General features: G+C 71.5%; 12 protein-coding genes and 1 pseudogene. 12 read left to right on the top strand and 1 reads right to left on the bottom strand.

Annotated elements, in window-relative coordinates:
* Positions 1-151 precede the first annotated feature (151 nt).
* From AB0399_RS00685 to AB0399_RS00700, 4 genes are all read left to right on the top strand, one after another.
* On the top strand, positions 152-673 hold the full coding sequence (locus AB0399_RS00685; RefSeq protein WP_328467329.1) for a DUF2617 family protein: 522 nt from the start codon (positions 152-154) through the stop codon (positions 671-673).
* 299 nt (positions 674-972) lie between these two features.
* Complete coding sequence (locus AB0399_RS00690; protein ID WP_366409785.1) at positions 973-2,727, top strand: spermidine synthase; 1,755 nt, start codon at positions 973-975, stop codon at positions 2,725-2,727.
* A gap of 186 nt (positions 2,728-2,913) precedes the next feature.
* Positions 2,914-3,201, top strand: a complete 288-nt coding sequence (locus tag AB0399_RS00695) for a hypothetical protein (RefSeq protein WP_329366390.1) — start codon at positions 2,914-2,916, stop codon at positions 3,199-3,201.
* A gap of 131 nt (positions 3,202-3,332) precedes the next feature.
* Positions 3,333-5,402, top strand: a complete 2,070-nt coding sequence (locus AB0399_RS00700) for a hypothetical protein (RefSeq protein ID WP_366409786.1) — start codon at positions 3,333-3,335, stop codon at positions 5,400-5,402.
* A gap of 6 nt (positions 5,403-5,408) precedes the next feature.
* Here the strand turns inward: AB0399_RS00700 and AB0399_RS00705 are convergent, their stop codons facing one another.
* Positions 5,409-5,699 (bottom strand): hypothetical protein, encoded by a 291-nt coding sequence (locus AB0399_RS00705; RefSeq protein ID WP_329366386.1) that lies wholly within the window; start codon positions 5,697-5,699, stop codon positions 5,409-5,411.
* A gap of 428 nt (positions 5,700-6,127) precedes the next feature.
* Here AB0399_RS00705 and AB0399_RS00710 point away from each other — a divergent pair, with 428 nt between their 5' ends.
* From AB0399_RS00710 to kynU, 8 genes and pseudogenes are all read left to right on the top strand, one after another.
* Positions 6,128-7,015: a carbon monoxide dehydrogenase subunit G gene (locus tag AB0399_RS00710; protein ID WP_366409787.1), complete on the top strand. Its 888-nt coding sequence runs from the start codon at positions 6,128-6,130 to the stop codon at positions 7,013-7,015.
* A 75-nt stretch (positions 7,016-7,090) separates the two neighbouring features.
* Positions 7,091-7,888, top strand: coding sequence for an aldose 1-epimerase (locus AB0399_RS00715; RefSeq protein WP_329366382.1), 798 nt, complete (start codon positions 7,091-7,093; stop codon positions 7,886-7,888).
* Positions 7,889-8,020: 132 nt separating this feature from the next.
* Positions 8,021-8,560: an orotate phosphoribosyltransferase gene (gene pyrE, locus AB0399_RS00720; RefSeq protein WP_329366380.1), complete on the top strand. Its 540-nt coding sequence runs from the start codon at positions 8,021-8,023 to the stop codon at positions 8,558-8,560.
* 272 nt (positions 8,561-8,832) lie between these two features.
* On the top strand, positions 8,833-9,855 hold the full coding sequence (fbaA, locus tag AB0399_RS00725; protein WP_329366379.1) for a class II fructose-bisphosphate aldolase: 1,023 nt from the start codon (positions 8,833-8,835) through the stop codon (positions 9,853-9,855).
* 112 nt (positions 9,856-9,967) lie between these two features.
* Positions 9,968-10,381 (top strand): DUF3151 domain-containing protein, encoded by a 414-nt coding sequence (locus AB0399_RS00730; RefSeq protein WP_329366377.1) that lies wholly within the window; start codon positions 9,968-9,970, stop codon positions 10,379-10,381.
* Positions 10,382-10,821: 440 nt separating this feature from the next.
* Positions 10,822-11,079: pseudogene (locus tag AB0399_RS00735) on the top strand (DUF3152 domain-containing protein); the annotation flags it as partial.
* A 137-nt stretch (positions 11,080-11,216) separates the two neighbouring features.
* Positions 11,217-12,053 (top strand): tryptophan 2,3-dioxygenase family protein, encoded by an 837-nt coding sequence (locus tag AB0399_RS00740; RefSeq protein ID WP_328467357.1) that lies wholly within the window; start codon positions 11,217-11,219, stop codon positions 12,051-12,053.
* Complete coding sequence (gene kynU / locus AB0399_RS00745) at positions 12,046-13,383, top strand: kynureninase (RefSeq protein WP_366409788.1); 1,338 nt, start codon at positions 12,046-12,048, stop codon at positions 13,381-13,383. Before AB0399_RS00740 ends, kynU begins: the two co-directional genes overlap by 8 nt.
* Positions 13,384-13,385: the final 2 nt, after the last annotated feature.

Consider the following 13,385-nt stretch of genomic DNA (forward strand, 5'->3'; position numbering starts at 1 on the left):
AGCCTGGTCCACCGCGATCCGTATCCGTATCACCCCTGATCCACCCGGCCCACGCCGGCGCAAGCCACCGCACCTTCGCCTCGCGGCGGGGGCGGGACGGCCCGATTCGCGCCGCGTGTGCGATCCCCAGCGTGACCCGCGGAGCCTTCCCATGCTCACCACCCTTGATACCGCATACACGGACACCCGGGCCGGCGACCTCGCCTGGTGCCTGGACAAGGATGCGCTGCCCGCGCTCGCCACCCTCGGCGTGCGGATCGGCGACGCCGCCCGGCTCCACGCCGACGTCGAGTTACGCCTGCTCGGTGCCTCCCACCAGGTGCTCGTCGACGCCGGCCGGGGCAGCTGCTCCGAGACGGTCGCCTGCCTGCCCGGCAGCCAGGCGCCACTGCCCTTCGGCGTCTCCCGCCGCGTCGGCCCGTGGGACTACGAGTTCGCCGCCCGCATCGAGCACCTCTCGCTGGGCTCCTTCACCGCCCGCGCCCAGGAGTTGCTCGCCCTGGTCGCCGACCACCCGCACGGCCTCGCCGGCACCTTCCCGGGCGACCCGAACGCGTTCACCGCGATGCTGGTGCAGTGCGGGGAGGGGAACGTGCGGTGGCGTACATGGCACGCGTACCCGCAGGAGGGGCGGTTGGTGGCGACACGGACGAAGGTGCGGGTGGCGGGGTGAGCAAAGTCCTTACGGGGGACGCCGTTTGTACGGTGCGACGCCAACCGGCTTTCCCGGGCTGCCTCGCGGTGCCGTGCCGCCTTACGCTGCCCCGTTCCCGTAGCAGGCCGCGTCCCCGTACGAAGCCGCATCCCCGTACGGCAGATGCCCGCGGGGCGCATACCGTCCGGTGCCGGCGCCCCGTCGTACCCCTGCGTGCTTCCGGGCGCCGTCGCCCGCCGCCACCCGCCTGCCCGGCCGCGCCGATTGAACCCTTGTGGGTGACCGGCGGCGGAGCAAGCCTGACATAACGTGCACTCATGCTTGACCAGCGCGGCCGTCCGCGAGCCCCCCACCAGCTCTCCTTAGCGCTGCCCGTCCCCGCGCGGGCGGCCCGCGCGCTGGTGCTCGCCGCCGTCTTCGTCTGCGCCGCCTGCGGCCTGGTCTACGAACTCGAACTCGTCGCCCTCGCCTCGTACTTGGTCGGCGACTCGGTCACCCAGGCGTCGCTCGTACTGTCGGTGATGGTCTTCGCGATGGGCTGCGGCTCGCTGCTGGCAAAACGGTTACGCAACCGCCCCGCCGCCGCGTTCGTCGCCGTCGAGTCCGCGCTCGCACTCGTCGGCGGGCTGTCGGTGATGACGCTGTACGCCGTCTTCGCCTGGTACGGGCAGGCCCGCTTCGCCATGATCGGCTGCGCCTTCGCGATCGGCGTGCTGATCGGCGCGGAGGTGCCGCTGCTGATGACGCTCGTGCAGCGCATCCGCCGCCAGGACGCGGGCGGCGCCGTCGCGGACCTGTTCGCCGCGGACTACGTGGGCGCGCTCGTCGGCGGCCTCGCCTTCTCCTTCCTTCTGCTGCCGTATCTGGGGCAGTTGACCGGCGCGCTCGCCACCGGCGCGGTCAACGCGGTCGCGGGCGGCGCCACCGTGCTGTGGCTCTTCCGCGGCGACCTGTCCGGCCGCGCCCGCGGCTGGCTGCTCACCGCGAACGTCGGCGTGCTCGCCCTGCTGGCCTGTGCCGCCGTCGGCGCGGGACCGTTCGAACGCGCCGCCCGCCACGCGGTCTACGGCAGTCGGGTGCGGGTCGCCGAGCAGACCGGCGCGGAGGAGATCGTGCTGACCGGGGGGACCGGCGCGAGCGGCGTCTCGTCGCTGCGTCTCTACGTCGACGGCGACCTCGCGGTGTGCGGCGCCGACGAGGCGGTCTACCACCAGGCGCTGGTGGAGCCGGCGTTGACCGGACCGCACGCCCGGGTGCTGATCCTCGGCGGCGGCGACGGACTCGCGCTGCGGGAGGTGCTGCGCCACCAGGGCGTCGAGGCGGTGACGGTCGTCCCGGACGACGACGAACTCGCCCGGCTGGGCCGCACCGATCCGGGGCTCACCGCGCTCAACGGGCACGCGTTCGACGACCCGCGCGTGCGGGAGGTGGGGGGCGACGCGTTCGACTGGTTGCGGAGGGCGACGAGCCAGAGCGCCGAACGGGTAAGCGGCGCAGGGGCGTTCGGGAGCGCGGGTGCCGGTACGGGCGGGGGTGGTGTGGCCGGGGGAGTCGGTGCCGATACGGGCGGGGGTGGCGCTCGCGGGGACGCGGGTGCCGATACGGGCGGGGGCGGCGGGGCGCCCGACGCGGGAAGCCCCGGTCGGCAGCGGTACGACGTGATCATCGCGGACCTGCCCGCACCCGGAGCCTCCGACAGCGCCAAGCTCTACTCGCAGGAGTTCTACGGACTTACCGCGCACGCGCTCGCCGGCGGAGGGCGGCTCGCCGTCCACGCCGGTTCCTCTGCCCACACCCTGTGGACAACCGACGCCACCCTCCACACCGTCTCCCTGCGCACCACTCCGTACGTGATGACCGGCACCCGCGCCTGCGGCTCCTCCGCCGGCTGGAACTTCCTACTGGCCGCGCCCACTTCGGCCCCGCCCCACCTCGCGCTCCCGAACCGTCCGCCGCCCGGCCAGTCCCTCACCGCCGCCGGCCTCCGCGCCGCCGCGCGCCAGGCCCGCCGCACCCGCCCGGCCCGCCCCCTGCCCCCGTCCACCCTCCTGCGCCCGCGGATCACCGAGTAGCGAGCACGCGCGCACGCGGAGTGACGTACAGTGTCCGAGTTGTGCCAGAATTCCCCTGTGTCGTGGGGGAGTTGATGACCCCACGCGACGAGCGTGCGATCGCGCGGACCACCGCGGACCAGCGCGGCGGGCGCACCGGACGAGTACGGGAGACGGCGAGTGGCGGCGTACGACGACCACGGGCCCATGGTCGACAATCCGTGGCGGCAGCACCTGGTGACGTTGAGGAGCGACCTCCTCAAGGAGATGCACGAACTCCGGTCCCTGTTCCAGGGCCCCTGCGCCGACATCGGCCTGGGGGAGACCTGGGTCGGCCCGGCCGCCGACACCTGGCACACCGAGGCCCAGGGCCGCCGGACCGACATACTCGCGCAACTCGGCCGGCTGGTCCCGCTGGTGGAGGCGGCGATCGGCACGTGCGCGGAGAAGGTCACGGTGGGCGAGGCGAAGAGCCTCCAGGTGGACCTGCTGTAGCCGGTCACGGGTGGCCGTAGCCCGTAGCCCGTAACTCGTATCCGCCGACAGCGGATCGCACCCCTTGAACCGTACGTACGCGGGCCCGCCGCGAGAGCGTGCCCGCGTACGGCAGCACCCTGGGACGACACGTGGGACACCCCGAGCACCAGCCGACCTTCTCCGGCATCGACCCGGACAAGCTGCCCGGCACCATCAACTCCCTTGAGCGCGACAAGAACCGGCTGCACGACAGCGCCACGCGCTTCCGTACCCGCTTCACCCGCTACGGCCTCGACACCCGGCCGCTGGACCGGCTGATCGCCATCTCCCGCTGGGCCGACGGCGAACTCCCCCTGCTCCGCCGCCGGCAGCGCCTCGCGGTGGCCATCGGCGAACACGGCTCCCAGCGCACGCTGACCTATCTCCCCGACAGTGCGGTCACGCCGGGCGCCGCCGCCCGCGCCACCGCCCAGGGGCGCGCCCTCGCCCAGCGCTTCGACCGGCAGATGGCCGACCACGACGGCGCCGTACCCGAAGCCCTCTTCACCGCACTCGCCGCGGGCGGCGACGACGGCGACTTCCTCTGCGGCTTCTACTCCTCCCTCGGCCCCCGCCGCCTCTCCCAACTCTCCAACTCCATGTCCGGCAACCCCTACGACCGTCGCTACCCCGACCACCCCGACCAACTCGCCCACGACCGCGACGTCCTGGCCCGCACCTTCGGCGGCTTCACCCGCATCGCCGCCGACACCCGCCCCCGGCCCGGCCAACGCGCCTTCTGGTCCACCTGGTTCGACCGCTTCGACGACCCCGGCCAGGGGTTCCGCCCCGACCTCCTCCTCCCGCTCGTCGACAGCGGCACCTACGACCCCGACTTCCTCGTGGCCCTCGCCGACCGTGCCTTCACCACCGACCCGAACCGCAGCGTCACCCCGCGCATGCCCGGTTCCCCCGGCGCCGACGACCCCTGGCACGCCGACCACTACGTCCAGCTCTTCAACGCCCTCACCAAGAACCCACTCGCCGCAGGCCAGTTCATCGCCCTCCGGCCCGATATCGCCGTCAACGCCCTCTACCCGGGTGGCGGCAGCACCACCCCCGACCGCATCGCCGCCTTCACCGCCACCCTCAAAGCCGCGACGATCACCCTCCGCGCCTCCCACCCCACCCTCTCCGACCGCAACACCGCGTGGCTCCTCACCACCAACCTCGCCCACACCCAGGACCCCGCCCTCCAGACCACCCACCCCTACCCCGCGGTCTCCCTCCTCTTCTCCGAGATCCTCGCCCAGCACTGGGACGACCTCCAATACGCGATCACCTCCCCGGCCCAGGACGCCTTCTGGCCCGCCCCCACCTGGAACCCCACCGCCTTCACGAATTCCCAGGACCCCACCCGCGACGGCCTCGAACTCCACCCCACCGTATGGAAAGCCTTCATGGAAGAGGCCATCCGCGACCCCCACGCAGCAGCAAGCATGAGCGCACTCTTCGAGACTTACAGCAACAAACTTGCCGCGCTTACGTCCACTGCTATCCGTAGTACCGATGAGTCGATCGACTTCATCAGCTTCAAGATGGGCCTGAGCGAGAACTTCTACAGCAGCGCGTTCGGTGAGACCGAGAAGAACTTGGGAGATGAGGCGCAAGCGTGGGCTGACGACATGTCCAAGATCCGAAAGGACCTTGTTCTCACAGTGGTGGGGCTTGCGGCTGGCGGTGAGGAGGGTGCCGTGGAGTTCGCCAAGGAGCAGGGCAAAGGCTATGCGACCAGTCTGCTGGAGGGCTGGGTCGGTCGGCAGGTACAGGTTCCGCCGGAGCGGGCTCCGACAGACCTCATCGAGGGGATCAAGGGCCTCAAGAACACCCGTCTGGAGTCGACTTGGAGGTCCGCGTTTGCCACAAGTGTGGGTGCGCTGGTTGGCGCGAATTTCACGAATATTCCTAAGGTGAAATTCGTCGTCCCAGGAGAAGTCGACAAGTGCCACTCCTTTTCGGGAAAACCATATTCTGCTGGCGCGCCTGATGATGGGCCGCGCTACATCACCGGACCGGCGGACGACTTCGTCGCGGCGATCAGAAGAAACCACGGGCAAGTGGACACAAGCAAGATGACGCCACAACAGCAGGGTGCGTACTCAAGTTGGCTGGAGGACCCCGCCGTGGTCGCCAAACTCGGCGATGACCGGGTCTACTTGCACATCATGGGGCAAGGCTGAACCGAGTCACTCTGCGACCGAGATAACCTGCCAGGCGAGGACTGCTGAGGCGGGCATGTACGTCTGGAAGGCGAAGGAGATGAGATCGCCTCCGGTGAAGGCGTATCGCAGCACATGGCGATTGCAGGTCACTGTTGGGTTGCCGCTGTGCGGGACTGCGGTGACCCGGGAGAAGCCCAGGCTCCCCACCCCAGCGCACGCCGCCTCCACGACGTAGGACCCACCGTCTTCGAGATCGACCGCCGTCCGCGGAAGGGCGGTCGGACCCTTCACCGGGCCGACCCAGTGCAGCTTCACCTGTGAGGACCGGGTGAGACTTGCCTCGGCTTCGTGCCGCAGGTCGTCTTCACTGCGGGCCGGGTTCCTGCTGTGGACGGGTGACGTGGTCGGTGTCGGTTGGACCGGGTGTCCTTGGGGCGAGCTGCATCCCGTGAGAGATAGGCCCGTCAGGACGAAAGTGACGGCGAAGGCGGGGGCGAGAGGCACAGCTCTTCCGGCTGCTGACCCCAGCCACATATTTCCCATACTGCTCTTTATATAGTTAATCGGGCAGAACCGAAGATAGTGCACCCCCGTTCGTGGGGGTGGGCCGGCGCGGTTGACGGGGACCGTGGGGGAGGGGAAAGCAGCCGGGCGGAGTAGCGGCGGGTGGGGAGGGGCGGGCGGGCGGAGGAAAACCGCACAGGGAGCCGTCATCACGGCCGCACGTGGGTAGGCTCCGCCGCATGGAGCACGAGTCTTTCGTCCCGACCCCGTCCGCCCGGGTGGCGGAAACGTTCCGTACCCCGGGCGCAGTGGCGTCCGCGCTGCCGGGATGGCAGCCGGACCCGGACGCGACGGAGGGCGAGCGCGTGGCGCGGGGGAGGCTGCGACTGCGCATCGCCGGCTCCACCATCACGTACCGCGGATTCGTCACCGTCAAGGGTGACGCCCCGCCGTTCACGCTGGAGGCCCGCGGCACGGAGGTGCGCGGCGACGGCGTGGTCGAGGTCAGCGCGCGGATCACGCTGACGGACACGGAACTGCCCCAACCGGGCACGACCGTGGAGTACCGAGGCGAGGCGACCGCGAACGGCCGGCTCGCGTCCTACGACCCGGCGGTGGCCGACGCCGCGGTCCGGCGTCTGCTTGACCGCTTCTCCGCGGGCATCGCCGAACTGGCCGCGGCGGCCGACCCCACCGAGACCGCCGACTCCGGGAGCCCCGCGCCCGCCGCCGCGGACCGTACCGCCGAAGACCCCACCGCCGACCCCGCACCGGCCGACCCCGACCCCGATGAGCCGGCCTCCGAGGAGCCCGACGTCGTGGACGACCTCGGTGACCCGAGCCCCGAACTGGAGGAGTTCGAACTCGTCGAGGTCGAGGTGGACGTCCCGGAGAGCGCCGCCGCGTTGGACGACCTGGTGCCGCCCGCCGAGGCCGCGCACGCCCGGCGGACGATGATCGGGCGCAGCGCGGAGGAGGTCGACCACGCGCCGCCGCGCGGCCGGTACGCGCCGGTGCCCGCGCCGGACGCCACCTCGGCGGCGACGCTGCGGTGGGCGGCGCCGGCGGCCGCGGCACTGCTGGCGTCGGCGGTCGTGGTGGGCAGGGTGCTGCGCCGCCGCAGGTGATACGGGGTCGCTCCGACGGCGAACCCGGGCGAGCGCGCGTGAGTCGACGGCATCACGGCCGCTACGCTCGCTTCCGTGGAGACTGAAACGAAACTGACGGCGGGCGACGCCGAACTGACCTTGCAGCCCGAGCACGGTTGCCGGATCGCCTCGCTGAAGGTCGGCGGGACCGAACTCCTGCGCCAGGGCGAGAAATTCGGCGCCTTCCTGATGGTGCCGTGGTGCGGCCGCACCGAGAACGGCGTGTTCCGCAACGGCGGGGTGACCCACCAGCTCCCGATCGACGCGCCGCCGCACGCGATCCACGGCACCGGACGGCACTCCGCCTGGCACGAGGCGTCCCCGGCGACGCAGACCACCGCGGCCTACTACTACGACCTCGCCGACCCGTGGCCGTATCCCGGCCGCGTCACGCACACCATCGAGCTCGCCCCGCACTCCGTGAAGCTGTCGCTGAGCGTGGAGGCACGCGGCGACTCCTTCCCGGCGCAGGCCGGCTGGCACCCGTGGTGGCTGCGCAACCTCGGTCAGGGCGGCCAGGACGTCGAGTTGGCGTTCAGCGCCGCATGGCAGGAGGAGCGCGGCGACAACCACCTGCCCAACGGCAACCGCATCGACCCCAAGCCCGGCCCGTGGGACGACTGCTTCGGGATGCCGGACGGTGTGGACGTCACCCTGAACTGGCCCGGGGAGATGACGGTGCGGGTCAGCAGCCCGAGCGAGTGGGTCGTCGTCTACACCGAGCAGCCCGAAGCGGTGTGCGTGGAGCCGCAGTCAGGCCCGCCCAACGGCCTGAACACGCGACCCCGCCTGGTCACCCCGATCGACCCGCTGGAGATCAGCACGGTGTGGAGCTGGCAGAAGGTCGGCTGACGGGACCGGGGTAATGGCCGGTCGGAGCGTCGGCCCGGCGACTGGACCGGCGGTTCGCCCGGCTCCCGGGACCCGCTTCCGCCCTTCTGCTCGGAACATACCCATGCCTGTCGCTCGGCTAATCTCATCCGTATGAGCGACGTACGCACCGCCCTCCTGCGGCAGATCAAGGACAAGGCCGTCGTGCACGGCAAGGTGACCCTCTCCTCGGGCCTCGAAGCCGACTTCTACATCGACCTGCGCCGGATCACCCTGGACGGACAGGCCGCCCCGCTCGCCGGCCAGGTGATGCTCGACCTGACCGCGGACCTGGAGTTCGACGCGGTGGGCGGACTCACCCTGGGCGCCGACCCGGTGGCCACGTCGATGCTGCACGCGGCCGCCGCCCGCGGGCAGCGGCTGGACGCGTTCGTGGTGCGCAAGGCCACCAAGACCCACGGGCTCCAGCGCCGCATCGAGGGCACCGACGTCAAGGGCCGCCGGGTGCTGGTGGTGGAGGACACCTCCACCACCGGTGGTTCACCGCTCACCGCGGTCGAGGCGGTCCGCGAGGCCGGCGGCGAGGTCGTGGCCGTCGCGGTGATCGTCGACCGGGGCGCCGCCGCGAAGGTCGCCGAGGCGGGCCTGCCCTACCTGGCGGCGTACTCGCTCGCGGACCTCGAGCTGTCCTGACCGCCCGAGACCTGAGCGTGCGAGACGCGAGCGCCCGCTGAGGCCGGAGCACCCGCTGAGACCGGAGCACCCGTCCTGACCTGGGATTTCATGGCTCCTGGGATGTTTCACGTGAAACATCCCAGGAGCCTTCGCGTGTGCGTGGCCCGCCCACCGCGGGCCCCGGGTACGGCGAGGTGGTGTATTCGTTCGAGTCTGGGAAGATAAGGGCGACGATGACGTCGCCACGCATGCCAGCAGTACCACCCGCACAGTCATGAGGAGCGGAAACGATGCCCATCGCAACCCCCGAGGTCTACGGCGAGATGCTCGACCGGGCGAAGGCCGGCAACTTCGCCTACCCGGCCATCAACGTCACGTCGTCGCAGACCCTGCACGCGGCCCTGCGCGGCCTCGCCGAGGCGGAGAGCGACGGCATCATCCAGATCTCCACGGGCGGCGCGGAGTTCCTCGGTGGCCAGTACAGCAAGGACATGGTGACCGGCGCGGTCGCGCTCGCCGAGTTCGCGCACATCGTCGCGGAGAAGTACCCGGTCACGGTCGCGCTGCACACCGACCACTGTCCCAAGGACAAGCTCGACGGGTACGTCCGCCCGCTGCTGAAGATCTCCCAGGAGCGGGTGGCCGCCGGCCGCAACCCGCTCTTCCAGTCGCACATGTGGGACGGCTCCGCCGAGACCCTGGACGACAACCTCGCCATCGCCAAGGAGCTGCTGGCCGAGGCGGTCAAGGCGAAGATCATCCTGGAGATGGAGATCACCCCGACCGGCGGTGAAGAGGACGGCATCTCCCACGAGATCAACGACTCCCTCTACACCACCGTCGACGACGCCTTCCGCACCGTGGAGGCCGTCGGCCTCGGCGAGAACGGCCGCTACCTGCTGGCCGCTTCCTTCGGCAACGTGCACGGCGTCTACAAGCCGGGCAACGTGGTGCTGCGCCCGGGCATCCTCCGGGAACTCCAGGACGCCGTGGCGCAGAAGTACGGCAAGGCCAACGCGTTCGACTTCGTCTTCCACGGCGGCTCCGGCTCGACGACCGACGAGATCAACGAGGCGCTGGAGAACGGCGTGGTCAAGATGAACATCGACACCGACCTCCAGTACGCGTTCACCCGTCCCGTCGCCGGCCACATGTTCAGCAACTACGACGGTGTGCTGAAGGTCGACGGCGAGGTCGGCAACAAGAAGGCGTACGACCCGCGGGTGTGGGGCAAGGCCGCCGAGGCCGGGATGGCCGCGCGCGTCGTCGTCGCCGCCCAGGACCTGCGTTCGGCGGGCAACCGCCGCAAGTAACAGTCGGGCGCGCCTGGTTCGGCGCTCGCGACGCGGCGGGAGCCGTGCGGAATCGAGGCCCCCGGCAGCTGCCGGGGGCCTTCTGCCTGCCCACTCGGGCAGACTGGAACCCATGGCCAATCACGAGAACCTGCTCGGGGGTCCCGCCCCCACCCACCTGCCCGACGACCCGGAGCCGCGTGAACTGCTCGCCTCCGGTGCCGCGCCCGCCGAGGTGGCGGCGAAGTACCCGTCCTCCTCGCTCGCCTGGGCGCAGCTCGCCGACGACGCGTTCGAAGGCGGCCGGGTGGTGGAGTCCTACGCCTACGCGCGGACCGGCTACCACCGCGGTCTGGACGCGTTGCGCAGGGCCGGATGGCGTGGCCACGGCCCCGTACCGTTCGAGCACGAGCCGAACCGCGGCTTCCTGCGCGCCCTGCACGCGCTGGCCCGGGCCGCTCAGGGCATCGGCGAGCAGGAGGAGTACGACCGCTGCACCACCTTCCTGCGGGACAGCTCGCCGACCGCCGCGGACACGCTGGGCTGACCCACCGGTCCGCCCCTCACACCGGTATGCCCGGTGCCAGGGCGGTGTTGGGAGGTGCCGGGAGGGTGCCGGGGTGGCTCACCCCGGCACCGCCCGGAGCGGCCCCAGCAGGGCGGTCCAGCGCCCCCCGTTTTCTCCCCTCGTCTCCCGACGCCCCTCCCCTCCCGTCACGATTACCGCCGCTGACCTGCCCAAATGTCGCGGTTCGGCAACAGTCGGTTGACTCGTGGCATATTCACGTATCCATGTGCGATCGTGTCCATGCCGTCCTCACCGCAGGGCGGCATCACTACGTCCGGGACAGCCCGAGCGTAGGCATGACGCCGACACGCAGCTCGGAAGCGCCACGGGGGGCCGGGGCCGCGGTTCCGGCTGCCGACGCCTTCAGGGGGAGCCTTGGCAGCAAAGGGCCGCCACGGCCGACATCAGCACAGCCGCCCGGCGCGACCGTCGTGGTCAACCTCAAGCGCTGGATGCTCGGCTCGCCGGAGTTCAGCGGCCCGATCCACGACTACCGCGCCCTGATCATCAACCACGAGGTCGGCCACCGCATCGGCCACGGCCACGAGGGCTGCCCCGGCCCCGGCAAACTCGCCCCCGTGATGATGCAGCAGATCAAGGGCCTGCACGGCTGCAAGGCCAACGCCTGGCCGTACGACACGGACGGCCACTACATCCAGGGCCCGCCCACCACCTGAACGGTCCGCCGCATCGGCCACCCCGCCGCGCGGCGCCACACCTCCGCCCATCGCCGTCGGCTCTTGCCGGATCTGTCCGCACCGCAGATGATCGCGGCACAGGCCCGGTGACCCCGGGACACGATGGAGGTAGAACCATGTCCGACGCACCGACCGACGAGGCGGCGACCCCGAACCTGTCGTTCGAAGGCAGCACGCCCTACGAGGACTACGTGCAGGCGTCCGTCCTCACCCACCTGCAGCACCCGCTCTCCGACGAACCCGGAGAGATGGCCTTCCTGGTCACCACCCAGGTGATGGAGTTGTGGTTCACCCTCCTGGTACACGAGTGGACCACCGCGGCCGCGGCTCTGCGTCAGGACGACCTGCCGACGGCCAGGGCCGCGCTGCTCCGCAGCCTGCCGGAGCTGGAGTCGCTCAACGCCTCCTGGAAACCGATCGCCCACCTCACCCCCGCCCAGTTCAACGCCTACCGGTCCGCCCTCGGCGAGGGCTCCGGCTTCCAGTCCGCGATGTACCGCCGCCTGGAGTTCCTGCTCGGCGACAAGTCCGCGTCCATGATCGTCCCGCACCGCGGTACCCCCAGCGCGCACGCCGAACTGGAGAAGGCCCTCACCGAGCCGAGCCTCTACGACGAGGTGCTGCGGCTGCTGGCCCGCCGCGGCTACGACCTGCCCGCCGCGGTGCTCGACCGCGATCCGGCGCTGCGCTACGAGCCGCACCCGGAGGTCGAGGCCGCCTGGCAGGCCGTCTATGCGGACGACGACCAGGACTCCGACCTGATCCGACTCGGTGAACTCCTCACCGACGTCGCCGAACTCGTCTGGCGCTGGCGCAACGACCACCTCGTGGCGACCCGGCGCGCGATGGGCGCCAAGGCCGGCACCGGCGGCTCGGCGGGGGTGGCCTGGCTGGAGAAACGCGCCACGAAGAACGTCTTCCCCGAGCTGTGGACGGCGCGCAGCCATGTCTGACGTCCCTGCCGTCCCCGCCGCCCTCGCCCTGGACGCGCTCGCCGACCGCGCCGCCGCCCTTGACGCCGCCGACCCGCTCGCGCCTGTCAGGGACCGCTTCTTCCTCGGCTCCCCTGCCGAAGGCCGTGGGGGAGGCACCGTCTACCTCGACGGCAACTCGCTGGGCGCGCTGCCCACCACGGTGCTGCCGCGGCTGACCGAGGTGATCGGCCGTGAGTGGGGCGAACTGCGCATCCGCTCCTGGGAGGAGAGCGGCTGGTGGACGGCGCCCGAGCGGATCGGCGACCGGATCGCTCCGCTGATCGGCGCCGCGCCGGGGCAGGTCGTGGTCGGCGACTCCACCAGCGTCAACGTCTTCAAGGCGCTGGTCGCCGCCGTCCGCATGGCCCCCCAGGACCGCGATGAGATCCTGGTCGACGCCGCCACCTTCCCCACCGACGGCTACATCGCGCAGTCCGCGGCCCGTCTCACCGGCCGGACCGTGCGGGCCGTGCCCGCGGGCGGGATCGCCGAGGCGGCCGGCGCCCGCACCGCCGTCGCTCTCGTCAACCACGTGGACTACCGCACCGGCCGGCTGCACGACCTGCCCGCCGTCACCGCCGCCCTGCACGCGGCCGGGGCACTGGCCGTATGGGACCTGTGCCACAGCGCCGGGGCCCTGCCGGTCGCTCTGGACACCGACGGAGTGGACCTCGCGGTCGGCTGCACCTACAAGTACCTCAACGGCGGCCCGGGCGCGCCGGCCTACCTCTACGTGCGAGCCGAGCACCAGCCCCGCTTCGACTCCCCGCTGCCCGGCTGGAACTCGCATGCCGACCCCTTCGGCATGGCCCGCGAGTACGTGGCCGCCGAGGGCGCGCCGCGCGGACGCGTGGGCACGCCGGAGATCCTGTCGCTGCTCGCGCTGGACGCGGCCCTCGACGTCTGGGAAGGCGTCGCGCTCGCCGATGTGCGCGCCAAGAGCCTCGCCCTGACCGACTTCTTCCTCGACTGCGTGGCCGCGGCCGCCCCCGCCGGACAGCTGCGGGCCATGACGCCCGGGGAACACACGGAACGGGGCAGCCAGGTGTCGCTGCGCTGCGCGGACGCCGGCGAGGTGATGCGCGAGCTGATCGCACGCGGCGTCGTGGGCGACTTCCGGCCGCCCGATGTGCTGCGCTTCGGCTTCACCCCGCTCTACACCCGCTACGTGGACGCCTGGCGCGCCGCCCGTGTGCTGGCCGACATCCTTGAGGAACGCGACTCCACCCACGCTGGTGCCCGCCCGGGCGCCGGCACCGATATCCGACCCGACGGCCACCCCGACGGCGACCGCGAAGGGAACCCGTAACC

The organism is Streptomyces sp. NPDC088194 (assembly GCF_040702025.1).
GTDB lineage: Bacteria > Actinomycetota > Actinomycetes > Streptomycetales > Streptomycetaceae > Actinacidiphila.